Raw genomic sequence first — 21,328 nt, forward strand, 5'->3', positions numbered from 1 at the left:
GAAAGCGGGGAATCCAGTACGCCGCGGCTTCTCCGTAGCCCGCGGCCGTCTCTGGAATACTGGATCGCCCGGTCGAGCCGGGCGATGACAGCGAGGGTGTGGCGCGCGCTGGTCGCCGTCGCACTTCTCTTCGCCTTCGCGCTTCCCGCCTCGGCCGACGTCGCGGTCCCCCAACTCACCGGCCGCGTGGTCGATCAGACCGGCACGCTGTCGAGCGCCGAGGTCGCCGCATTGTCGCAAAAGCTGCGCGACTTCGAGAACCGCAAGGGTAGCCAGATCGCCGTCCTGATCGTGCCGACGACACAGCCGGAAACGATCGAGCAGTTCTCGATCCGCGTCGCGGAGGCCTGGAAGATCGGGCGCAAGAAGGTCGATGACGGCGCGATCCTCGTCGTCGCCAAGAACGACCGGCACTTGCGCATCGAGGTCGGCTACGGGCTCGAAGGCGCGCTCACCGACGTCACCTCCCGGCGAATCATCGACGAGATCATCACGCCGAAATTCCGGACCGGCGATTTCAGCGGCGGCATCTCCGACGGTGTCGATCGCATGATCCGCGTGATCGACGGCGAGCCGCTGCCGGTTCCGTCACCCACCGTCAGCTTTGGAAGCCTGGACGATCTCGCTCCGCTCTTCATCGTCACACTGTTCGTATCGATCGGGGTCGGCGGGTTCTTCCGGGCCATCCTGGGCCGGCTGCTTGGGTCGGTGGCGACGGGTGGCATCATCGCCGCGCTGAGCTGGCTCATTCTCGGCTCTTTCGCGCTCGCCATGGTGCTCGGCGTCATCGGCTTCATCATCGGTTTCATCGCCGATCTGTTTTCGGCGATGGGACCGAGCACGGGGTCGTCGCGCGGCGGCTCGTGGTCGAGCGGCTCCTCGGGAGGCGGCTGGAGCAGCGGCTCATCGAGCGACAGCGGCAGCTTCAGCGGCGGCGGAGGCAGTTTCGGCGGCGGCGGCGCCTCGGGGAGCTGGTAGGCATGAGCATCAGGCGTATCGGCAGGCATCTGCTCCAGCATCATTGGCGGGCGAAGCAGATTTTCCCGCAAGCCGTGCTCGATCGCATCGAGCAGGCGATCAAGCGGGGCGAAGTCACTCATTCCGGCCAGGTCCGCTTCGTGGTCGAAGGCGCGCTCGATGGCGGGCCGCTGTTCCGCAACCAGCCGGCGCGCGAGCGCGCGCTCGACGTGTTCTCGCATCTGCGCATCTGGGACACCGCGCATAACAACGGTGTGCTGATCTATCTGCTGCTCGCCGACCGCGACGTCGAGATCGTGGCCGACCGCGGCATTCATACGCAAGTCGGTGCGCAGGGATGGGAGAACATCTGCCGCGCCATGGAGGCCGAGTTCGGGTCAGGCCAGTTCGAACGCGGCGTGATCGCCGGCATCGAAGCGGTGTCGCGCGAGCTGGCGCGGCATTTCCCATCCGACGGCCCGCATTCGAACGAGCTGCCGGATGCGCCCGTGGTGATGTGACGGACGCGAATAATGCGGGCGGAGCCAGCGCCGCCCACTTTCGCAATGACGGCGTTGCAAGCAGCGAGGTCCGGAGCGCAATGCGCCCCAATGCCGCTCCCGCTGACAATTTGTTGCGCGCCGCCCCGCCGGTTCCATTTTCTCGGCCAAATTCGGCCTCGGACGAGTTCCTAAAATTTCGGTAAGCGGGTTCCGAGGTAAGGAATTCGCAAGCAATGAAAGTTACCAAAAGGTCAACCTAGACTGGAGTATTTGAGCCGTGAGCGAACCAATGCCCGAGCAGGCCACCTTGGATAACGGCGCCGTCGAAGCCGCAGCGACCGCGCCGCAGGCCGTCGAGGCTGCCGCCGGGATCGAGGCCCCCTCGATCGCCCCCGATCATGAGGCGCCGCCCAAGCCTGATCCGGTCAAGATCGAGCCGCCAAAGATCGAGGCAGCAAGGAACGAGGTGCCGAAGTTCGAGCTCAAGGCTGATTCCAAGGCTGATTCCAGGACTGAACCCAAAGCCGAGCTCAAACCCGGCAAGCTGATCGTGATGGCGCCCTCGGAGCGCTCGTGGGACGGCTCCTGGGACCGCGAGGACTTCGCCCCCCATGTGAAGGCCGAGGAGCCGCGCGAGACCGGCGGCAAGCGCCGCCTGTCGGCGATGGCCGCGGTGGTGGCGATTGCCGCCTGCGTCGGCGCGATCAGCGGCGCGCTCGCGACTGCCGGCATGATGCGCTTCGCCGCCCCGGCCCAGGCGCCGGTGCAGGTCGCCGACACCAGCGCGCTGGATGGTTCGGTCGCGCGGATCGATGCCGATCTCGTCGCATTGAAGGCCAATGTCGAGCACAGCTCGAAGACCGGTGTCAGCCAGATCAACCGGACCAACGACCGCCTCGACAAGCTCGAGAAGGCGCAGGCTGAGCCGCTGGCCAAGATCGCCAAGCTGTCGGAGACCGTCGACAAGCTCCGCGCCACGCCGCCTGCCGCGCCCGCCCAGGCCGCCGCTGTCACGCCGGCGAAGGAGACCACCGGCTCGATCGCGCCGGCCCAGGTCGCGACCGCCGCAGCTGCGCCGGCCCCTGTGCCGGCCGCGCCCAAGACCGAAATCGGCCGGCTGCCGACGGTCGACGGCTGGAGGCTGCGCAACGCGTCCAACGGCGCTGCGCTGATCGAGGGCCGCGACGGCCTTTACGAGGTCTATCCAGGCGATCCCATCCCCGGCGTCGGCCGCGTCGATGCGATCCGCCGCCAGGATGGCCGCTGGGTGGTCGTCACCAGCAAGGGCCTCATCGTCGGGCGCTGAGCAGCGCAATCCGACTTCGAAAAGGCGCTCACCACCGCGTGAAGCGCCTTTTTGCTTGAATAGGCGTCCCATCGCGGTGTTACCTCAGGCATGAGCCGCGCGTTGCGAATTCTCATTGCTGCGGCCGCATTGCTGGGCGGTGTCGCCTCGCTTTGGGCGGCGGATGTCGCGCAGCTATCGCGCGGCACGGCGATCACCGATCCCGATCTGTTGCGCCGGCTCGACCAGAGCGACGCGCTCAGTATCTCGCGTCTGCTACGACCGGGGCGGAATGCTGATGGTCCGCTCACGACCGATCTGATGTTCTCGTCGCTGCCGCAACTCGCGCCAATTCCCCCCGCGATCGATGCGGAGTTCGACCGCTACATCGCGCGGTACAGGGCGACATATCCGGGCGAGACCATCGGTGCCGGCGAGGGCTTCGATGTGCAGCTGTTCGATCGGGCCAATCTGAAATCCCCTGACACGCGCTTCGTGCTGGCCGGCATCGTCAATCGCATGGACCGCGCCTATGTCGCCGAAGAGTCCTGCGGCGAGATCCGGCTGGTCTATCGTCTTGCGCGTTTCGACGGCAGGCCGGATGGCGGCAAGACGGCAACGCGCCTGCCGATGACGCTCAACCTCGTGATGAAGGCGAGGGATCCGCGCCAGGCTGATGCGAACGGCAAGCCGGTCACCTGCGCCGAGGTCGCGCGGCGCTGGCTCGACAATGGCGACTGGCAAGGCCTGATCGGCAGTCGCTTCTCGCCCGGAGACGCCATGCTCGACCGCATCGAGACCAACATCCAGGTCTCGGTCGCGCCGAAATCGGCGCTGCATGATTTCCACTCCGACTATCTGCTCAAGGTGTTCAAATACGACGCTGTGACAAAGCGGTTCGAGGAAGCGGCGCTGGAGAATCAGATCGATCGCGACCGGATTCTTGCCGACGACGCGCTGCGGCGCGACTTCCGCGATTGGCTGCTCGCGCCCGATCATCTTCGCGAGTTCGATCGCGGTACGGTGCTCATTCCAGAAAAATTCCTGGCCAAGGCCACGGTGGTGCCGACGCCCGCCGGCCTCGATGCCTCGGCGCTGCAGCCCGAGTTCGGCATGATGCAGGGCGAAGGAAGCGGAGAAGGCAAGGGCGATCCCGTGTTCTCTGACGACGACGTGGTCGGCGCGCTGAAGCAGGCGGCGGCGCGCGGCGTCGACATGCAGAACATCCGCTCGGTCGCCGGCTTCCAGCGCCGCCTCAACGACATCACCTGCGCCGGCTGTCACCAGACCCGCGGCATCGGCGGCTTCCATTTCCCGGGTGTCGACTGGCTTGCGGACACGCCGTCGAGCTCCTCCATCGTGCCGGCCTCGCCGCATTTCTTCGGCGACCAGCTCCGCCGCCGCGACATCCTGACCGCGTTCGCCGCGGGCAAACGCCCTGATTTCTCACGCGGATTTGCCAACCGGCCGCAAGCCCGCGGCAGTGTTGAGCTGGCCGGCACCGAATATCAGGACGGCTGGGGTGCACATTGTTCCCTGCAAAATGCGGGATCGGGAACGGCGGACAAGAGTTTTACGTCATGGACCTGTGCTAAAGGTCTCACCTGTCAGGCTGCCGCGGCGTCGAGCCGCATCGGCATGTGCTTCATCAAGACGCGTTAGCGCGTGATCCGGACTCGAAAAGATCACGCGCAAGACAAAGCCAACAAGCGATTTGGATGACCCATGACGGATACCGGCGAGGCCAACAAGGAGCGCAATCGCGAGATCGCGCGCAATGAGGAAGTCAAGCAGGTCACCGGCAGCATCCGCGTCAGCACCTGGGCGGTCGCGGTGGTCGTCATCGTCGGCGGAATCCTGTTCACGCTCGGCTGGCTGGCGCTGCGGTAGCTACGATTTTCGTCATGCCCGAACATGACGCCGCCAAGGGTTTGAGCCGTCACTTCGCGTAATTCGTCATCCGCTGGCCCGGCAGCAGCTCATAGGCCGGCTTCCAGCCGGGCAGTGCGGCCATGCGGCCGAGCCAGGCGTGGATCGCCGGATGGCTCGCAGCGAAATCGAAGCCGTGCTCGTCACTTGGATAGTGCAGATAGGCCATCATCGAGATGTCGGCGACCGTCGGCTTCGCACCGATCGCGAAGGCATTGTGCTGGAGATGGCCGTCGAGGATACCGAGGAAATCCTCGAGTCGCCGGCGGAAATGCTTCATCACCTGCGGATCGTTGTTTTGCGTGAAGGCTCGCATGAAGCGATAGGTTGCCATGTAGCCGGTGAGCTTGTGGTTGTCCCAGAACAGCCAGCGCAGCAGCTCGAACTTCTCTTCCTCCGTCTCAGCGCCGAAGCGGCCGTGCTGCTCGGCAAGCTTGAGCAGGAGTGGCGCGGTCTGCGTCATCTTCACGCCGTCGATTTCGAGCACGGGAATCTCGCCCATCTCGTTGACCGCCTTGCGCCACTCCGTCGTGCGCGTGACCCCGCCGCCGAAATCGGTCCAGACCGGCTCGAACGTCTCGCCGCAAAGCGTGAGCATCAGCGCCAGCTTGTAGCTGTTGCCGGATTCCGGGAAGTAGTGCAGGCGGTAGCTGGGCATGGGGACCTCGCGGGACGGATGCAGGATGTCATCAGGGAAGTTATATCGTCCCGCATCGTCATTGCGAGCGCAGCGAAGCAATCCAGAAATGCATCCGTAGTAGCGAGCTCTCTCCTCCTCGTCGTCCCGGACAAGCGAAGCGCAGATCCGGGACCCATAACCACAGGCCGTGGTTATTGTGCGAGATGGTCACTCCGAGTCTTCGCTAAACCACTCCCTGTGGTTATGGGTCCCGGGCTCGCGCGATGCGCGCCCCGGGACGACGGCGGAGTATGTGGCGCTTCCTCAGCCCACAGCCCCCTTCGACCGCAGCTGCTTGATCGCCGCCTCGTCGTATCCGGCGCCGCGCAAAATCTCGTCACTGTGCTCACCCACCGCGGGTGGCTTGCGGGGCTGGACCTTCTTGGCGCCGTCGATCCAGATCGGGCTGCTGATGGTCAGCATGGTGTCGTTCTCGAACGGCACCAGCACCTCGTTGTCGAGCATCTGCTTGTCGTTGGGGATGTCGTCGAGAATGCCGACGACGCCGAACACGAGGCCGTTGCCGTCGAGGATCTTGCGCCATTCGGCGAGATCCCTGGTTGCGAACGTCTCGTCCAGGATCTTGATCAGCTCGACCGAGCGGGCGTGACGGTCGGGCTTGGTGGCAAAGCGCGGATCGTTGATGAGGTCTTCGCGGCCCAGGCACTTGGCCAGCGTCGGAAACTGCTTCTCCTCGTTCAGCAGCGACAGGATCAGCCAGCGGCCGTCCTTGCACTGGTAGTGGTTGGCGACCGCGTTGAGCGCGCGCTCGCGCGGCCGGCGCTCGCCGAACTTGGCGCCGCAGAGCTTGGCCTGCGCCAGCACGCTCGCAGCCCACACGCCGTTGGCCATCAGGTTGGAGGCGACATGGGAGCCCTTGCCGGTCTTCTCGCGCTGATAGAGCGCGGTGACGATGGCGCCGTAGAACGCCATGGCGCAGGGATGGTCGCCCATGCCGGCGACGGAGCGGGCCGGCGTGGTGTCGGTGTCGGCGCGCACGAGGTCCATCAGGCCGGAACGCGCCCAATAGGCATTGCTGTCGAAGCCGGGCTTGTTGGCTTCCTCGCCCTTCTCGCCATAGCCGGTGAAGGAGGCGTAGATCAGCCGATCGTTGAGATGGGCGAGGTGGTCATAGGTGATGCCGAGCTTGGCGCGCACCGGCGGCGGCATGTTGGTGATGAAGACGTCGGCCTCCGCCACCAGTTTGTAGAGCACGGCCTGCGCCTCCGGCCTGGACAGGTCGAGCGCGATGCTCTTCTTGTTGCGGGCCTCCAGCAGCCAGGCGAAATTGTGCTCGCCTGAGGGATAGCCCGGCAGGTTCGGCAGATTGCGATAGGGATCGCCTGCGCCGGGTGGCTCGATCTTGATGACGTCGGCACCGAAATCCGACAGCACGGTCGCGGCCGCGGGCGCTGCGATGAAGCTCGCGCAGTCCAGAACCTTCAGGCCTGAAAAGATGCCTTTTTCCATCGCGGCGTTGCTCCCTCGCTCTTGTCGTTTCCCGCGCGCTGGAATTGGCGCGGGGCTCATCATGGGAGCAATTAGACCGATGTTTTGCCGGGATGCAACGGCGCCGGGCGCAGGGCCTCACTCCTCCCCCGCAAGCAATGCCGCGTTGCCGCCCGCTGCCGCGGTGTTGATGGTCACCGTCTGCTCGGTCGCGAACCGCGCGAGGTAGTGCGGCCCGCCGGCCTTGGGGCCGGTTCCGGACAGGCCGTTGCCGCCGAAGGGCTGCATACCGACGACGGCGCCGATCATGTTGCGATTGACGTAGATGTTACCGACCTGGACGCGGTCGATGATGGCTTCGATCGTGTCGTCGATGCGGGAATGAACGCCAAGCGTGAGTCCGTAGCCGGTGCGCTCGATCGCGGTCAGCACGCGTTCGAGGTTTTCGGCGCGATAGCGCACGACGTGGAGGATGGGGCCGAAGACCTCCTCGGTGAGCTGCCCGGCCTCCTTGAGCTCGAAGATATGTGGCGCGACGAAGCATCCCTCCGGCGCGTGGCCTGCAAAGTGCAGCCGCGCCTCGCTCTTCATTCGCGCGACATGCGCGTCGAGCCGCTGCTTGGCGTCGGCATCGATCACCGGGCCGACATGAGTGGGGACATCTGCGGGATCGCCAATCCTGAGCTCGCGCGCGGCGCCCGCGATCATCTCGATCATGCGGTCGGCAACGTCCTCCTGCACGAACAGGAGCCGCAGCGCCGAGCAGCGCTGGCCGGCGGAACGGAACGCGGAGGTCACGACATCGTCGGCGACCTGCTCGGGCAGCGCGGTGGCGTCCGCGATCATGGCATTGATGCCGCCGGTCTCCGCGATCAGCGGCACGATCGGCCCGTCCTTGGCGGCGAGCGTCCGGTTGATCTGGCGCGCGACCTCGGTCGAGCCGGTGAAGACGACGCCGGCGATGTCAGCGTGCGCGGTCAGCACGGCGCCGATACGGCCGTCGCCGGTGACAAGATGCAGCGCGCTCCTGGGAATTCCGGCCTCGTGCAGCAGGGCCACGGCCTCGCGCGCGATGCGCGGCGTCTGCTCGGCGGGCTTTGCGACCACGCTGTTGCCGGCCATGAGCGCTGCCGTGACCTGCCCGAGGAAGATCGCCAGCGGAAAATTCCACGGCGAGATCGCGACGAACACGCCGCGGCCGCGCAGGCCAAGCGCATTGCTCTCGCCGGTCGGGCCCGGCATGGCGGCATCAACGCCGAACAGCTTGCGGCCCTGCGCAGCATAGTAGCGGCAAAAATCAGCCGCCTCGCGCAATTCCGACAGCGCATCGTCGAGCGTCTTGCCGCCCTCGCGCTGCAGCAGCGCGATGAAATGGGCGCCGCGGCTCTCCAGGAGATGCGCGGCCTGCTCTAGCGCCGCCGCGCGCGCGGCCGCCGGCGTCCGGCTCCAGGCGACGAAGCCGGCGCGCGCCGCGGTCATCGCTGCGTTGGCCTGATCCGGCGTCGCGTCGGTGATCGGCTTGAGGTCAGCCGTTTCGGCTTTCACGTCAGCCAGCAACTGGCCGAGTGCGGCGCGCTCACCGAACTCGACGCCGCGTGAATTGCGCCGCTCCGGCGCAAAGAGATCGCCGGGTAGCGGAATCCTGGAATGCGGCGCCTGTTGCGGCTTCGCGATCGCATCGGCGGGACGCTGCAACAGCGCCGGCACCGGCACGCGATAATCGGCGGCCTGCGCCACGAAGGAGGAATTGGCCCCGTTCTCCAGCAGCCGCCGCACCAAATAGGCGAGCAGATCGCGATGGCTGCCGACCGGCGCATAGGTGCGATAGGCGATGTCAGGATGATCTTTGGCTAGTTGCTCGTAGAGCGCTTCGCCCATGCCGTGCAGGCGCTGGAACTCGAAACCGCCGCCGCTTCCGGCAAGCTCCAGCACGGTCGCGACCGTCAACGCATTGTGGGTGGCAAATTGTGGGAAGATGCGGGGCCGCAAGGCCAGCAGCTGCGTCGCGCAGGCGACATAGTTGAGATCCGTCATCGCCTTGCGCGTGAACACGGGATAGCCGTCCAGCCCGCGCTCCTGCGCGCGCTTGATCTCGGTGTCCCAATAGGCGCCCTTGACCAGCCGCACCATCAGCTTGCGGTCATGCGCGCGGGCGAGCGCGTCGACATAGTCGATCACCGCGCTTGCGCGTTTCTGATAGGCCTGGATGGCCAGCCCGAATCCGTCCCAACCGGCGAGTGACGCATCGGCGAGCGTCGCCGCGATCACGTCGAGCGACAGTTCCAGCCGGTCGGCCTCCTCGGCATCGACGGTGAAGTTGAGGTCGTGAGCCTTGGCGCGCTGCGCCAGATCGAGCAGCAGCGGCACCAGCTCGGCCATCACGCGGTCGCGGCTGATCGCCTCGAAGCGCGGATGCAGCGCCGAGAGCTTGACCGAGATGCCGGGCCGGTCGGGCAGGGGATGGGGCCCGGCCGCCTTGCCGATGGTCTCGATGGCGCTGGCATAGGCGTCGAAATAGCGCTTGGCATCGGCGGCCGTGCGGGCGCCTTCGCCGAGCATGTCGAAGGAATAGCGCGGCTTCTGGCCGGAGCGCGGCCGGCCCCGCTCCAGGGCCTGCTCGATGGTCTCGCCCAGCACGAAATGATTACCCATCAGCCGCATCGCCTGGCGGGTGGCGGTGCGCACGGCGGGAGCGCCGAGCCGCTTCACCAGCCGGCCAATGGTGCCGTCGGGCGTCTCGCCGGGCTGGATCACCCGCGCCGACAGGCCGAGTGCCCAGGCCGAGGCGTTGACCAGGAAGGCCGTGGACTTGGTCTCGTGGTGGATGAAATCGCCTTCGCCGAGCTTGTCCTCGATGAACTGGTCGGCGGTGCGCGCGTCGGGCACGCGCAGCAGCGCTTCCGCCAGCACCATCAAGGCGAGGCCCTCCTTGGTCGAGAGCGCGAACTCCCGCAGCATGTCCTCGACCCCGCCGAGCCGATCGTCGCGCTTGCGGATCGCCTCGATCAGCCGGGTCGCGGTGCGGTCGATCCGCGCCTCCTGTGGCGGGCCGAGATGCGAGGCCGGCAAGAGCCGTGCGGCGATCTCGGCATCGCCGGGTGCGTAGGGGGCGGTGAAGGGGGGCGGGGTGTTCGGCATGGCGTGTCCTGTGGCTGAAATTCAGGATAAAGCGCGCGGTACCGCAGTTCGATAGACAAATTAGCCAATTCGCCTTAGTAAATGAAGATCATTCTCGTATTGGCCGTATAAAATATGGAACTAGACCGAATCGACCGGAAAATCCTCTCGATCTTGCAGGAGGATGGCCGCATCGCCAATGTCGAGCTCGCCGAGCGCATCGGGCTGTCGCCGACGTCGATCGGCGAGCGGCTGAAGCGCTTGCAGCGCGAAGGTTTTGTCGAAGGCTATGGTGCGCGGCTCAACCCGCACCGGCTCGGTCTCGGTCTTCTGGTGTTCGTCGAGGTGCTGCTGGACAAGACCACGCCCGATAATTTCGAGCGTTTTGCCCGCGCCGTGAAACTCGCGCCCGAGGTGCTGGAGTGTCACATGGTTGCCGGCGGCTTCGATTATCTTGTGAAGGCGCGGCTGGCAGACATGACCGCCTATCGACGCTTCCTCGGCGAGACCCTGCTGTCGATGCCGGGCGTGCGCGAGACGCGAACCTATGCGGTCATGGAGGAGATCAAGCGCGACGCACCGTTGCCGGTGGGTTGACGACGTGCCGTCGCGATTGTCATTGCTGTGGCGTTGAACAATTGGTCTACGCAGGAAAAATAGCTATCCGTGTGCAATCGCAACGCCCGTCGTCGAATGCACTGGCCGTCTTCTGAAATTTTTTTGGCCCGGCTCCCGGATCAATCCGGGAGGCAGCAAAAGCTTGCGGGCTTATACTTTGAGGTTCTCTGCGGAGGTCTTGCCCCGGTTTGCGATCTCTTCGTACTCAACCGTCTGTCCTTCGTTCAGCGACGACAGACCGGCTTTCTGAACTGCCGAGATATGCACGAACACATCCTTGCCGCCCGACGCAGGCTGGATAAATCCATAACCCTTCGTCGGGTTGAACCACTTGACCGTACCTTTAGCCATCACGACTTCTCCGCGGGTCTTCCTCCGAGATCTCGAACCGCCAGTCCCCGCCAACCGGCCGGTTCGGTCCTAACAGGATACGCGGAATGTGGCGGGCTTGGTAGCTCAAACCATATCGGCATTTCGCCGAATCCGCTCAACTTGGCAGCGATTTTGCCGTTTTTGCCCGTTTCGCGGTCAATTGAACGGCACGCCGCGCGCATCCGTCAATAAGTCGCGGCCAGATAATCGACGATCTTGCCGACATCAGCATCGTCGATCGGTGCGCCATAGACCTTGATCATCTTGGTCACCTCGGCCTGCCAGAAGGCTTTCTTGTCCTTCATCGGCGGCTGCGTGGCCACGTAGTCCGACGAATGGCAGGCGGTGCAATTGCCCTGCACGACCTCGAGATTGGGCCCGGGCTTGAAGGCGGCGACCTCATCGGGGGTCTTGTAGTTGACCGGCGCGGCAGGTGCCGAACCCACCGCCGCGGCAAGGGCGAGGGTCATGGCGAGGAGAACGGTGCGCTGCATGATCATTCTCCTTCAGGCCACGGTGACGCGGACGGCTTCGACGACGTTGCGCAGATAGCCCGCCGGGTTCCAGCGCGGTGTGTCGGGCTGGGTCTCGCCGCCATTGCCGGTGGCGCGGACCTTGAGCTCGTGGTTGCCGGCCGCGAGCTTCACCGGCAGCTTCCATTCGCGGAAGGAGTATTTGCCGAGATCCTTGCCGAGCTTGGCGCTGACCCAGGTCTTGCCGCCGTCGGTGGAGACCTGGACCTCTTTGATGCCCTTGCCGCCGTCGAAGGCGATGCCACGCAGCATCGTGCGGCCCGCCTTCAGCTTGGCGCCGTCGGGGACGCTGGTGATGAAGGAGCGGATGGTGAAGCGGTTGATCGGGATGGTCGCCTTCGGCGCGGTTCCGGGCTCGATCGCGTTGTTGGGCGTATCGGGAATGCGATAGGCCGACTTCATCCAGAAGCCGTCATAGACGTTGTCGATGACGGTGATCTCGTTGAGGTGCTTGACCCAGTAGGTGCCGTAATAGCCGGGCACGATCAGGCGCAGCGGGAAGCCGTTGAGGAACGGCAGATCCTCGCCGTTCATGCCATAGGCCAGCATCACCTCGCCGTCTCTGGCGTGATCGAGATCGAGCGCCTTGACGAAGTCGGGCGTCTTGTCGCTGACCGGACCGTCCATGCCGCCAAAGGTGACCTGCTTGGCGCCGGCCTGCACACCGGCCATCTCCAGCACCGCCTTCAGCGGTACGCCGCGCCAGCGCGCATTGCCCATGGCGCCGTTGGCGAGCTGGCCGCCGGCGACGCGCGGCTCGACGAAGCCGCGGCTGTTGCCGGAACATTGATTGACGGCGACGATCTCGGTCGCCTTCATCTTCCTGATGTCCTTCAGCGACAGCTTCAGCGGCTTGTCGACCTTGCCCTTGACCTCGAGCGTGAACTTGTCGGGGTCGAGATTGTAAGGCAGGTCCGAGAGGTGATAGCGCACGAAGAACGCGTTATTGGGCGTGATCGGGCCGTCGTTGAAGATCGCAAACGGCGTCTCGAGCTGCGGCGGACGGCTGGTCAGGCCGATCATCGGCCGCTTCTGCGGATATTTCACCAGCGGCCGCTCGCCATTGGCGAAGGGCAGGGTGACGGTGTCGAGCGCCAGCGCCTTGGTGGAATTCAATGCGGCCGCCATAGCGGCAAGGCCCGCTCCTTTGAGCAGGTCGCGTCGGTCGAACATTTTGGTCTCCTCCCGGAGCTTTTCGTTGGACCAGCGGTCATCACCGCGATCCTGCGCCCATCTGTCGCAACGATTTGCATGAAGTCAATTCGTGCTTTCGCAGCAAGCCCATGTCGTTGCGTTGCAGCAGGCCGGTGTTACGCGGTGCCGAGCTGGTTGCTTTTGACTCGATCTCGCCGCGTGCCCTCCCTCTCCCGCTTGCGGGAGAGGGAGGGCACCTCATGCTTGGCTTGCGCCCTACGCCGCGACGCGCTCGCTTCGATCAACCAGGGCCGCCAACTCCCTCGCATCCGCAACCACGCGCACGGCGAGCGGCTCGTCGCGGCCGCGGATCGCGACCTCCTGCTCCGGCAGGGCGTCGTCGGCGAGGCCAGCGGTGCGGCGGACTTCTTCCGAGACGACGGCCTCGCAGGCGAGCGTCTTGCTCATGTCCTGGAGACGGGCGGCGACATTGACGGCGTCGCCGAGCGCGGTAAAGACGATGTGATCGCGATAACCGATGTCGCCGATGATGACCTCGCCGCCGTGGATGCCGATGCCGAACCGGATCGGCTGACGCAGATCGTGGCTGAGGAGTTCGTTGAGCTCGTCGATATGCGTCGCGATGCCGGCGGCCGCCTTCAATGCCTGCCGGCAGGCGGTTTGCGGATCGGCCGTGAGCCCGAACAGAGCCAGCATGCCGTCGCCGACGAACTGGTTGGGCTGGCCGCCGTTCTCGATCACCGCCTGCGACACCGCGCCGAGGAAGCGGTTGACGATGAAGACGGTGTCGAACGGCAGCCGCTTTTCCGCAAGCTGGGTCGAGCCGCGCATGTCGACGAACAGGCTGATGAGATAGCGCTCCTGGCCGATGCTGGCTGATGTCGAGTCTTCGCCGCCCGTCGAATGCGCGTGCGGTGTGAAGAGCTGGAAGAAGGAGAGGTCGGACGTCGGCCGTAGCTGGCAGGCCAGCCTGATCGAGGGATCGGCGGTGCCGACGCGGGTGAGCACGAAAGCCTCGCGCTGCGACGGTATGGGCAGGGTGTCATGATCGCCGATGATGCGGATGCGGCAGGTCGAGCAGCGGGCGCGGCCGCCGCAGACGCTGGCATGCGGCACGTTGTGGCGCAGGCTTGCTTCCAGCACGGAGAGGCCCTTCGGAACCCGCACCGTCTTGCCGTTGCCATAGGACAACGCGATCATGCCGCCGCGCCGCTCGCGCAAGGCCCGCGCGCCTCTCGCCAGTAGCACCACGCCGAGCAGGCCGAAATAGCCCATGACGAGGCCGCCGCTGATGCGGTCGAGCACATTGTTTTCCGCGACCGTGCCGACCTGTTGCCTCGTATAATTCGTCTTGCGCCAGTCCGCGTCGTCGCTGTCGGCGGCAACGCTGCGCCCGCCCTGGTAGATGCCGAGCATCGCGAGCGTCGGGATCAGTACGGCGGCTGCGAGCAGATAGGGCGCGGCGCGCGTGAAGAAGGTCTTCATGCGCAGCCAGAAGTATATGCCGACGCAGCCGTGCACCCAGGCGACCACGAGCAAGATCGTCATCTGCCAGAGCCGGGCGGGCGCCAGGACGAAGAACAGATAGAGCTCCTGCGGGTAAAGCTTCTCGTGCCCGTAGAGCGTCAGGCCGAGTCGTATCCCGATCACATGCGCCATGACGAGCACGGGGATGCTCAGGCCCAGTACGAGCTGGAGTGGCTCGAGGGTCTTCCAGCGAAACTCGCGGCGCTGGTACAGCGCGAACACACCGAGTCCGGCGTGGATCAGCGCGGCCGCGTAGAACACGATCGTCACGGGCAGGAACTGCCAGAACAGGACGTGGTAATAGACCCCGGCTTCCATGGCATCGACCGAAATGTTGCCGAGCGCATGGTTGAGGAAATGGCTGACCACGTAGGCGAACAGGATGATTCCGCAGACCAGCCGCACCTGCCTGGCGCCGGTTGCGCGGACGAGTTCGGGCATGTGTGCAGGAGCGGTGGCCATGATTCGATTGTATCAGTTCGTGGAGGAGAACAGCCAGCGTAGCGTTTAATTCCCGGGCTGGACAGGTTGCCGGATCACATGCGTGGGAAGGCGCCTCACACTCCGCCGTCGTCCCCGGTCTGCGCTTCGCTTGCACGGGACGACACCTATGTTGGAACTCCGCACATTGACTCCCCCCCCCAAGTCGGGGAAAAGCGCGGCCGTGACGATCGCTCCCGACATCTCCGCGAGGCCAGACGGCGCCGAACGCCGTCTCATCGTGATCGCCTTGCTCGTCATCGCCGCGATGACCGTGCTGCGCATCGTCTATGCCTCCGCGATCGAGCTGCGCACCGACGAGGCCTATTACTGGACCTGGTCGAAGGAGACGGCGCTCAGCTTCCTCGATCATCCGCCGGGCATCGCCTGGCTGATCCGCTTCGGCACGGCGATCTTCGGCGACACTGCGTTCGGCGTCCGCTTCGGCGGCATCGTCGCAATGCTGGTGACGCAGCTTCTGCTCGCGGACATCGTCCGTCGCCTGACGCATGATACGCGCGCCGTGATGTTTGCGGTGCTGATGCCGGAGGCCGCGCTCTATTACGGCCTGCTGATGGCCAAGGTCGCGCCCGATGTCGCCATGATCCCGTTTGCGGTGGCGATGATGTGGTCGCTGGTGCGGCTGGCGCAGGGCGGCGATGGCCGCTGGTGGCTCGCGGCCGGCCTGTTCGCAGGCCTCTCGATGCTGTCGAAGTTCACCGCGATCATGTTTGCGCCCGCAATTGCCGCCTTTCTGCTGGTGCCGGATTGGCGGTGGCGCTGGCTGCGCAGTCCTTACCCCTATCTCGCCGTGCTGGTCGCGATAACGGTGTTCTCGCCGGTGCTGATCTGGAACGCGCAGCATGACTGGGCCTCGTTCCGCTTCCAGGGCGTGCGCGCCACCGCCAATTACGGCGTCTCGCTGCGCACGATCGGCGATTACATCGGCCTGCAATTCGGCCTGGTCGGCTTCGTCATGCTGCCGGTGGTGCTGACCGGGCTGGTGCTGACGGCGTGGCGCGGCTATCGCACGCGCGAGCCGGTCGCGATCCTGCTCTCGACCGCGGTGCTGGTGCCGTTTCTCTATTTCTTCTTCAAGTCGCTGACGCTTCGTGTCGGCGACACCTGGCCGATGTTCATGTGGCCGGTTGGATTTGCCGCCGCCGCCATCAACCTCACGACGATGGCGAAGGAGGGATGGTCGGCCCGGATGCTCAGATCGTCGCTGTTCTGGGCCAACACGGCGGTGGTCTCGGGCATCGCCTTCGTCGTCATCGTGTTCCTCTACTACGTCGCCGCGCCCTGGAATTTCCTCGGCAAGATCGATCCGATCGGCGCCGAAGCCGGCTACGGGCAGGTCGCCGCGCGTGCGCAGGCCGCGCTCGACGAGACCGGCGCGACCTGGATCGCGACCACGGACTACCGCACCTACGCCATGATGCGCTGGCTGTTCCGCGGCCGCGTGCCCGTCGTCGAGATCAACGAGCGCGGCCGCTTCCAGGATTTCCGCGATCCCGGCATGGACAAGATCAAGGGCCACGCCGGCATCTATGTCGGCCGCGAGCCGGACAATCGTTCGTCGCTGTGGGAGAACATTCCGGCGAAGCGCGAACAGCTTGGCGAGGTCGAACGAAGCTGGCGCGGCCGCGTGATGGACACGTATGTGCTCGAAAAGCTGACCGGCTGGACCCCGGAGCTGTCGCCGCCGAAGGACTCGCCGCTGTTTTTATGGCGGGTGCTGGCAGGGGAATTCGACGCGAGAATGCACAGCTAGCGCGACAAGCTCTCTTCACCCTTTGCGGGAGAAGGTGGCGCGAAGCCGCTGCGCGGCGAGCCGCCCTCTCCCGCAAAAGGAGAGGGGGAGCTGCGCGCTATTCCTCATCGTCCTTCTTCCGCAGCAAATCCGTCGCCAAATCCGACAGCTTCGGCGGCGGCAGCGCCGCGAACGGCAGCGGCCGGGTGACGTCAATCGCGGCGAGGCCCAGCCGCGCCGTCAACAAGCCATTGAGCACGCCTTCGCCCAGCCGCTGCGAAAGCTTTGCCGCGATGCCATGGCCGAGCATCTGCTGCACCAGGCTGTCGCTCGCGGCCATGCCGCCGGTGATGGCGAGATGGGCGATGACGTGGCGGAGCAGGCGGATCATGCCGAGTGCGCCGGGGCGCCCGCCGTAGAGAAAGGCAAGCTGGCGGATCAGGCGCAGCGCGGCGACGAACACGAACAGCACGTCGATCGCCGCTCGCGGCGAGACCGCGGTGACGATCGAGACCTTTTGCGCGGCGGAGGACACCAGCCGCCGCGCCTCGACATCCAGCGGCGACATCAACTCGCGCTCGGCGAGCCGGATCATGTCGGCGCCGTCGATGATCTCACCGGCATGGCTCTCCAGCGTGGCGCGGGCGCGTGCGAGGTGCGGGTTCTGATGCGCGATGTTGAGAAGGTCCTGCACGATGACGCGGCTCTCCTTGCGGTCGTCGCTGGCAAGGACGGCAGCCGCGCGCTGATGCAGCTTCTCGATGGTCGCGAGGCGCGCAAGGCCGAACGCTTCCCGTCCGATCACGACCGCGAGCGCAAGCGCGGTGACGAGCGCAAAGCCAAGTCCGACGAAGCCGAGGCTTTCGCTGCGCGCAAACAAATCCTCGATCAGATGAACTACGCCGAGCCCGACCCCGAGCAGCGTCAACCCGGCGAGGCCGGACCAGAACAGCGTACCCCAGGGAAAGCCGCGCCGCGCCGGTAGCGCCGTTTGAACCGGCACCGGCAGCGCCAGAGGATCGGGCTCCGGCGTGATCTGGATGGTGGCGCGACTGAGCCGGCTGGTCTCGTCGGCTTCGGTGACAACGACGCCGGGATCGTCGAGCCGGAACGTCGCCGGCCGCCGCTGCTGGGATCGCTCGGTCATGACAGCTTGTCTCCGATCAGGAACTGCAGGGCACGGTCGAGGCGGATGTGTGGCAGTGTCGGCTCCTCCGTGCCTTCGCGCTCGAGCTTTGGCGGCCGGAAGCGCAGGAAGCGGAAGTCGCTTGTCTCGGCGGCCCGCGTCGACAGCCCGCGGAACGCATCCGTGCCATTGAACAGCGGTTCGGGATCTAGCGGCAAATCGCCCGGAAAGGTCGCAACCTCGGTGTTGCCGTCGAACAACTCGCCGCCAGCGCTTTCGCCCGCGGCCGGCGTCCCCAGGATCGACGGCAATTTGTCGCGGCCATGTGCCACCTGCGCCTCGCGCGTGGCGCGCACGGCGGCGAGCGCGACGACGTCGATCTGCGCGCCGGTGTTTTCCGCGCGCGACACGGCGCGGGTGACCGCGCGGCGCAGCACGGCCTCGAGCCGGTCGTGGCTGGAATGATGCAGATGATCCGCCTTGGTCGCCGCGAACAGGATGCGGTCGATGCGCGGCCGGAACAGGCTGGAGAGCAACGTGCTGCGGCCGATGTTGAAACAGTCGAGAATGCCGGCCAGCGCGGCTTCGAGATCGTGCAGCGCCGCGGGGCCGGAGTTGAATGCGGCGAGCGCGTCCGCGAGCACGATCTGGCGATCGAGGCGCGCGAAATGATCGCGAAAGAACGGCCGCACCACCATGTCCTTGTAGGCTTCGAAACGGCGCACCATCATCGCCCATAGCGAACCGTCCGGCGCCTGCCCGCCTCCGGGCAAATCGAGCGGCGCAAAGGTCAGTGCCGGCGTGTCGGCGAGATTGCCGGGCATCAGGAAGCGGCCGGGCGGCAACAGGCTCATTGCGAAGCGCTCGTCGCGGCAGGCGCGTAAATAATTGGTGAAGAGCTTCGCGGCCGTCAGCGTTGCCTGCTCGTCCTGGCGTGCCTCGGGCTTGAGTGTCGCCAGATGCGCGTGCCAGTCCGCGGCCAGATGCGCGCGCGGCGTCTCGCGCGACAGCGCGAGGCTTTCCGCCGACCATTGCTCGTAGCTTTTCTGCAGCAGCGGCAGATCCAGCAGCCATTCGCCGGGATAGTCGACGATGTCGAGCGTCAGCGTGCGGTCGGCGCCGTTCGGGCGCTGATAGTCGATCACGAGCCTGAGCTCGCTGATGTCGACCGTCGAGTTCGGCCAGCGCCGCTCCTCGATCAGCGCACGCAGATGGTTCTCATAGGCAAAGCGCGGCACGGCATCGTCGGGCTGCGGCGCCAGATTGGCCCGTGCGATCCGGCCTGATGAATAGGCCTCGAACACCGGAAACCGGCCGCCACGGGTCAGGCCATGGATCAGCGCGGTGATGAACACAGTCTTGCCGGCTCGCGACAGGCCGGTGACGCCGAGCCGCACCGTCGGATTGAAGAAGTGCTCGCCATAGTCGATCAGCGCCCGCGCCGACAGCCGCGCTTCTTCGACCATATCCTGGAAACTGAATGCCATATGAACGTTAACGGATTTCGGGCGAGCGGGATGTGTGACCGTTCACAAAAGTGGCAATTGCGTGAGGAAAATCAAGCTTCATACTTCCACCGCCTTTGTCGGCAAATCAGCGATTGAACGACGTGCCGATCTCGGAAGACCCATCGAAGAGGACATTGTCTCAGCGTTTGCGGATTGCCATGACCGTCTTCCAACTGAAACAGCTCGCCTCCACCTCCGTCCACGCCGCAGCCGATGCAATCGGCTGGGATTACGACCGCGCAGAGCTGATCGCGGACGGTATCATCCATGGGATCGGCGTGCTCTCCGGCATCATCGCCGCGACTGTGCTGGTGGTGCTGACGGCGATCTATGCCGACGCCACCGACATCGTCGGCGTCTCGATCTACGTCGCGGGCCTGATCTCGATGCTGGTGCTGTCGGCGACCTATAACCTCTGGCCGGTCTCGCCGGCCAAATGGCTGCTGCGGCGGCTTGATCATTCGGCGATTTACCTCCTGATCGCGGCGACCTATACGCCGTTCATCCTCGAGGTGAAGGACAGCGTGTTCGCGCTGGTGCTGCTCGCCGGCGTCTGGTGCGTGGCGATCCTGGGCATCGTGCTGAAGCTGCTCTATCCCGGCCGGTTCGACCGCGTCTCGGTCGGCATCTACCTCGCGATGGGCTGGAGCGGCGTGATGCTCTATGGCCCGGTGGTCAGGGCGTTGCCTGCGCTGGTGCTCGGCTTCATCCTGGCGGGCGGCCTGCTGTACAGCTTTGGCGTGATCTTCCACGCCTGGCGGCGGTTGCGCTTCCAGAATGCGATCTGGCACGGCTTTGTCTTGGCCGGCGCGGCGTGCCATTATACCGCAGTGCTCGATCTCGTATTGAGCTAAGACGAACAAAACGCGGTATTCAGAGGAGACGTCGCATGCAGGTGACCGGCAAGGTCGTGGTCGTCACGGGCGGCGCAAACGGCATCGGCAAGGCGCTGTGCGAGGCCTTTCACCACGCGGGCGCAGCCAAGGTCGTCGTCGCGGACATGGACGCCGCCAACGCACGGGCGGTCGCGGCCATGGTGGACGGCGCCGCCTTCAAATGCGACGTCGCGCAGGAAAAGGATGTTGCCCACGTCATCGAGGAGACCGAGCGGCAGTTCGGCCCCATCGCGTTGTTCTGCTCCAATGCCGGCATCGGCGGCGGCTTCGATCCGATGTCGGTCAATGCCGGCGGCGCCTCCGACGAGCCGTGGCAGCGCAGCTGGGCGATCCACGTCATGGCCCACGTCTATGCCGCGCGCCATCTGATCCCGCGCATGAAGGCGCGCGGCGGCGGCTATTTCCTCAACACCATTTCGGCCGCGGGCCTGTTGTCGCAGGTCGGCAGCCCGGCTTATTCCACCACCAAGCACGCGGCGGTCGGTTTTGCCGAAAATCTCGCGATCTCGCACAAGGCTGACAACATCAAGGTCTCGATCCTCTGCCCGCAGGGCGTCGACACCAACATGCTGCGCTCGATCCCCAAGGGCCCGCAATCCGGCGACGGCGACCTCACGCCGGAGCAGGTGGCCAAGGATGTGCTCGCCGCCCTCGAGCAGGAGACGTTCCTGATCCTGCCGCACCCGCAAGTCCTCGGCTACATGCGTAAGAAGACCGAGAATTACGACCGCTGGATCGGCGGCATGGCCAAGATCCAGGCAAAGATGCGGGAGGAGTTCGGGAAGTAGGGCGAGCGGCGCTGATGGCGCGCTCATGCTAAACAAGCGGTGTTGTCCCGGCGAACGCCGGGACCGATAACCCCAGGGAGAAATTTGGCGAAGACCGCCAGTTACTCTTTCCCATGGTACTGACACCGGTGCTTCATCGACAGATCACGCGGTATGGGTCCCGGCGTTCGCCGGGACGACGGCGGTGGTTAGGCCGCCGCTTCCGCTTCACCCTCCACTCGGCTCTGCCGCAGCGCCCGCGCATAGAGCATCATCCCCTCGCGCACCGTGCGCTGCTCCGCCGCCGTCAGCGTAGCCAGCGCGCCGCTCACCTGTTGCCGGCCGAACGCGTGCAGCGCCTGCAGCGTGCGCCGGCCCTTTGCGGTCAGCGACAAGCGCTTGCTGCGTGCATCCTGCTCATCCGGCGTCTCGCGCAGCTCGCCGCAATCGATCAGCTTGCGCACCAGGCGGCTGACGCTGGATTTCTCCAGACGCAGGAAATCGCCAAGCTCCCCTGACGTCATGGGCCCGCGGATGCCGATCTCCAGGATGGTGTGGACCGCCGACGGCGGGTAGTCCGAGGCCGCCACCGTCGCATCCATGAAACCGAGCTCGCGCACCATCAGGCGCGAAGCGGCACGAATGTCGTCGATCAGCGCCAGCTCGGCCATCTT

At 65.6% G+C, this 21,328-nt stretch carries 19 protein-coding genes; 9 read left to right on the plus strand and 10 right to left on the minus strand.

Features of this window, described 5'->3' with window-relative positions; all coding sequences use genetic code 11:
* The first annotated feature begins 84 nt into the window (after positions 1–84).
* From HAP40_RS08140 to HAP40_RS08160, 5 genes are all read left to right on the plus strand, one after another.
* On the plus strand, positions 85–978 hold the full coding sequence (locus HAP40_RS08140) for a TPM domain-containing protein (protein WP_166818292.1): 894 nt from the start codon (positions 85–87) through the stop codon (positions 976–978).
* 2 nt (positions 979–980) lie between these two features.
* Positions 981–1,478, plus strand: coding sequence for a TPM domain-containing protein (locus tag HAP40_RS08145; protein WP_166818291.1), 498 nt, complete (start codon positions 981–983; stop codon positions 1,476–1,478).
* 271 nt (positions 1,479–1,749) lie between these two features.
* Positions 1,750–2,766, plus strand: coding sequence for a hypothetical protein (locus HAP40_RS08150; RefSeq protein WP_166819581.1), 1,017 nt, complete (start codon positions 1,750–1,752; stop codon positions 2,764–2,766).
* A 90-nt stretch (positions 2,767–2,856) separates the two neighbouring features.
* Positions 2,857–4,407 carry a hypothetical protein gene (locus tag HAP40_RS08155; RefSeq protein WP_166818290.1) on the plus strand — a complete coding sequence of 517 codons (1,551 nt, stop codon included), beginning with the start codon at positions 2,857–2,859 and terminating at the stop codon, positions 4,405–4,407.
* A 63-nt stretch (positions 4,408–4,470) separates the two neighbouring features.
* On the plus strand, positions 4,471–4,635 hold the full coding sequence (locus HAP40_RS08160; protein WP_166818289.1) for a hypothetical protein: 165 nt from the start codon (positions 4,471–4,473) through the stop codon (positions 4,633–4,635).
* A 49-nt stretch (positions 4,636–4,684) separates the two neighbouring features.
* On the opposite strand, the gene HAP40_RS08165 is transcribed toward HAP40_RS08160, so the two are convergent.
* From HAP40_RS08165 to putA, 3 genes are all read right to left on the minus strand, one after another.
* On the minus strand, positions 4,685–5,332 hold the full coding sequence (locus tag HAP40_RS08165; RefSeq protein WP_166818288.1) for a glutathione S-transferase family protein: 648 nt from the start codon (positions 5,330–5,332) through the stop codon (positions 4,685–4,687).
* 285 nt (positions 5,333–5,617) lie between these two features.
* Positions 5,618–6,823 carry a CaiB/BaiF CoA transferase family protein gene (locus tag HAP40_RS08170; RefSeq protein ID WP_166818287.1) on the minus strand — a complete coding sequence of 402 codons (1,206 nt, stop codon included), beginning with the start codon at positions 6,821–6,823 and terminating at the stop codon, positions 5,618–5,620.
* A 117-nt stretch (positions 6,824–6,940) separates the two neighbouring features.
* The gene (gene putA, locus HAP40_RS08175) at positions 6,941–9,940 is read right to left on the minus strand and encodes a bifunctional proline dehydrogenase/L-glutamate gamma-semialdehyde dehydrogenase PutA (RefSeq protein ID WP_166818286.1); all 3,000 of its coding nucleotides are present in this window, start codon (positions 9,938–9,940) and stop codon (positions 6,941–6,943) included.
* A 114-nt stretch (positions 9,941–10,054) separates the two neighbouring features.
* Between putA and HAP40_RS08180 the strand changes: the two genes are divergently transcribed.
* Positions 10,055–10,516 (plus strand): Lrp/AsnC ligand binding domain-containing protein, encoded by a 462-nt coding sequence (locus tag HAP40_RS08180; RefSeq protein WP_018643717.1) that lies wholly within the window; start codon positions 10,055–10,057, stop codon positions 10,514–10,516.
* A gap of 171 nt (positions 10,517–10,687) precedes the next feature.
* On the opposite strand, the gene HAP40_RS08185 is transcribed toward HAP40_RS08180, so the two are convergent.
* The 4 genes from HAP40_RS08185 to HAP40_RS08200 all read right to left on the minus strand — a co-directional run bounded on the left by HAP40_RS08185 (position 10,688) and on the right by HAP40_RS08200 (position 14,586).
* Positions 10,688–10,888 carry a cold-shock protein gene (locus HAP40_RS08185; protein WP_008134691.1) on the minus strand — a complete coding sequence of 67 codons (201 nt, stop codon included), beginning with the start codon at positions 10,886–10,888 and terminating at the stop codon, positions 10,688–10,690.
* A 206-nt stretch (positions 10,889–11,094) separates the two neighbouring features.
* A complete protein-coding gene (locus tag HAP40_RS08190) occupies positions 11,095–11,403 on the minus strand; it encodes a cytochrome c (RefSeq protein WP_166818285.1) in 309 nt (102 codons plus the stop codon).
* 12 nt (positions 11,404–11,415) lie between these two features.
* Positions 11,416–12,615, minus strand: a complete 1,200-nt coding sequence (locus HAP40_RS08195) for a molybdopterin-dependent oxidoreductase (protein WP_166818284.1) — start codon at positions 12,613–12,615, stop codon at positions 11,416–11,418.
* A gap of 237 nt (positions 12,616–12,852) precedes the next feature.
* Complete coding sequence (locus tag HAP40_RS08200; protein WP_166818283.1) at positions 12,853–14,586, minus strand: adenylate/guanylate cyclase domain-containing protein; 1,734 nt, start codon at positions 14,584–14,586, stop codon at positions 12,853–12,855.
* Between the two features lie 148 nt (positions 14,587–14,734).
* On the opposite strand from HAP40_RS08200, the gene HAP40_RS08205 reads away from it, so the two are divergent.
* Positions 14,735–16,378, plus strand: a complete 1,644-nt coding sequence (locus HAP40_RS08205; RefSeq protein WP_166818282.1) for a glycosyltransferase family 39 protein — start codon at positions 14,735–14,737, stop codon at positions 16,376–16,378.
* Between the two features lie 97 nt (positions 16,379–16,475).
* Here the strand turns inward: HAP40_RS08205 and HAP40_RS08210 are convergent, their stop codons facing one another.
* A complete protein-coding gene (locus HAP40_RS08210) occupies positions 16,476–17,504 on the minus strand; it encodes a YcjF family protein (protein WP_166818281.1) in 1,029 nt (342 codons plus the stop codon).
* Positions 17,501–18,970, minus strand: coding sequence for a YcjX family protein (locus HAP40_RS08215; RefSeq protein ID WP_166818280.1), 1,470 nt, complete (start codon positions 18,968–18,970; stop codon positions 17,501–17,503). The genes HAP40_RS08210 and HAP40_RS08215 overlap by 4 nt, the downstream gene beginning before the upstream one ends.
* 179 nt (positions 18,971–19,149) lie before the next feature.
* Here HAP40_RS08215 and trhA point away from each other — a divergent pair, with 179 nt between their 5' ends.
* Positions 19,150–19,845: a PAQR family membrane homeostasis protein TrhA gene (trhA, locus tag HAP40_RS08220; protein ID WP_166818279.1), complete on the plus strand. Its 696-nt coding sequence runs from the start codon at positions 19,150–19,152 to the stop codon at positions 19,843–19,845.
* A gap of 35 nt (positions 19,846–19,880) precedes the next feature.
* Positions 19,881–20,675, plus strand: coding sequence for an SDR family oxidoreductase (locus HAP40_RS08225; protein WP_166818278.1), 795 nt, complete (start codon positions 19,881–19,883; stop codon positions 20,673–20,675).
* A 188-nt stretch (positions 20,676–20,863) separates the two neighbouring features.
* Here the strand turns inward: HAP40_RS08225 and HAP40_RS08230 are convergent, their stop codons facing one another.
* Positions 20,864–21,325, minus strand: a complete 462-nt coding sequence (locus tag HAP40_RS08230) for a MarR family winged helix-turn-helix transcriptional regulator (RefSeq protein WP_166818277.1) — start codon at positions 21,323–21,325, stop codon at positions 20,864–20,866.
* Between the last annotated feature and the right edge of the window lie 3 nt (positions 21,326–21,328).

Source organism: Bradyrhizobium sp. 1(2017) (genome assembly GCF_011602485.2).
Classification (GTDB): domain Bacteria; phylum Pseudomonadota; class Alphaproteobacteria; order Rhizobiales; family Xanthobacteraceae; genus Bradyrhizobium.

What these genes read in the sequence shown, in the direction of transcription:
- putA (WP_166818286.1), bottom strand. Translation starts at nt 9,940, where the DNA reads ATGCCGAACACCCCGCCCCCCTTCACCGCCCCCTACGCACCCGGCGAT.
- HAP40_RS08160 (WP_166818289.1), top strand. Translation starts at nt 4,471, where the DNA reads ATGACGGATACCGGCGAGGCCAACAAGGAGCGCAATCGCGAGATCGCG.
- HAP40_RS08195 (WP_166818284.1), bottom strand. Translation starts at nt 12,615, where the DNA reads ATGTTCGACCGACGCGACCTGCTCAAAGGAGCGGGCCTTGCCGCTATG.
- HAP40_RS08155 (WP_166818290.1), top strand. Translation starts at nt 2,857, where the DNA reads ATGAGCCGCGCGTTGCGAATTCTCATTGCTGCGGCCGCATTGCTGGGC.
- HAP40_RS08165 (WP_166818288.1), bottom strand. Translation starts at nt 5,332, where the DNA reads ATGCCCAGCTACCGCCTGCACTACTTCCCGGAATCCGGCAACAGCTAC.
- HAP40_RS08215 (WP_166818280.1), bottom strand. Translation starts at nt 18,970, where the DNA reads ATGGCATTCAGTTTCCAGGATATGGTCGAAGAAGCGCGGCTGTCGGCG.
- HAP40_RS08200 (WP_166818283.1), bottom strand. Translation starts at nt 14,586, where the DNA reads ATGGCCACCGCTCCTGCACACATGCCCGAACTCGTCCGCGCAACCGGC.
- HAP40_RS08190 (WP_166818285.1), bottom strand. Translation starts at nt 11,403, where the DNA reads ATGCAGCGCACCGTTCTCCTCGCCATGACCCTCGCCCTTGCCGCGGCG.
- HAP40_RS08140 (WP_166818292.1), top strand. Translation starts at nt 85, where the DNA reads ATGACAGCGAGGGTGTGGCGCGCGCTGGTCGCCGTCGCACTTCTCTTC.
- HAP40_RS08170 (WP_166818287.1), bottom strand. Translation starts at nt 6,823, where the DNA reads ATGGAAAAAGGCATCTTTTCAGGCCTGAAGGTTCTGGACTGCGCGAGC.
- HAP40_RS08225 (WP_166818278.1), top strand. Translation starts at nt 19,881, where the DNA reads ATGCAGGTGACCGGCAAGGTCGTGGTCGTCACGGGCGGCGCAAACGGC.
- trhA (WP_166818279.1), top strand. Translation starts at nt 19,150, where the DNA reads ATGACCGTCTTCCAACTGAAACAGCTCGCCTCCACCTCCGTCCACGCC.
- HAP40_RS08230 (WP_166818277.1), bottom strand. Translation starts at nt 21,325, where the DNA reads ATGGCCGAGCTGGCGCTGATCGACGACATTCGTGCCGCTTCGCGCCTG.
- HAP40_RS08150 (WP_166819581.1), top strand. Translation starts at nt 1,750, where the DNA reads ATGCCCGAGCAGGCCACCTTGGATAACGGCGCCGTCGAAGCCGCAGCG.
- HAP40_RS08180 (WP_018643717.1), top strand. Translation starts at nt 10,055, where the DNA reads ATGGAACTAGACCGAATCGACCGGAAAATCCTCTCGATCTTGCAGGAG.
- HAP40_RS08210 (WP_166818281.1), bottom strand. Translation starts at nt 17,504, where the DNA reads ATGACCGAGCGATCCCAGCAGCGGCGGCCGGCGACGTTCCGGCTCGAC.
- HAP40_RS08185 (WP_008134691.1), bottom strand. Translation starts at nt 10,888, where the DNA reads ATGGCTAAAGGTACGGTCAAGTGGTTCAACCCGACGAAGGGTTATGGA.
- HAP40_RS08205 (WP_166818282.1), top strand. Translation starts at nt 14,735, where the DNA reads ATGTTGGAACTCCGCACATTGACTCCCCCCCCCAAGTCGGGGAAAAGC.
- HAP40_RS08145 (WP_166818291.1), top strand. Translation starts at nt 981, where the DNA reads ATGAGCATCAGGCGTATCGGCAGGCATCTGCTCCAGCATCATTGGCGG.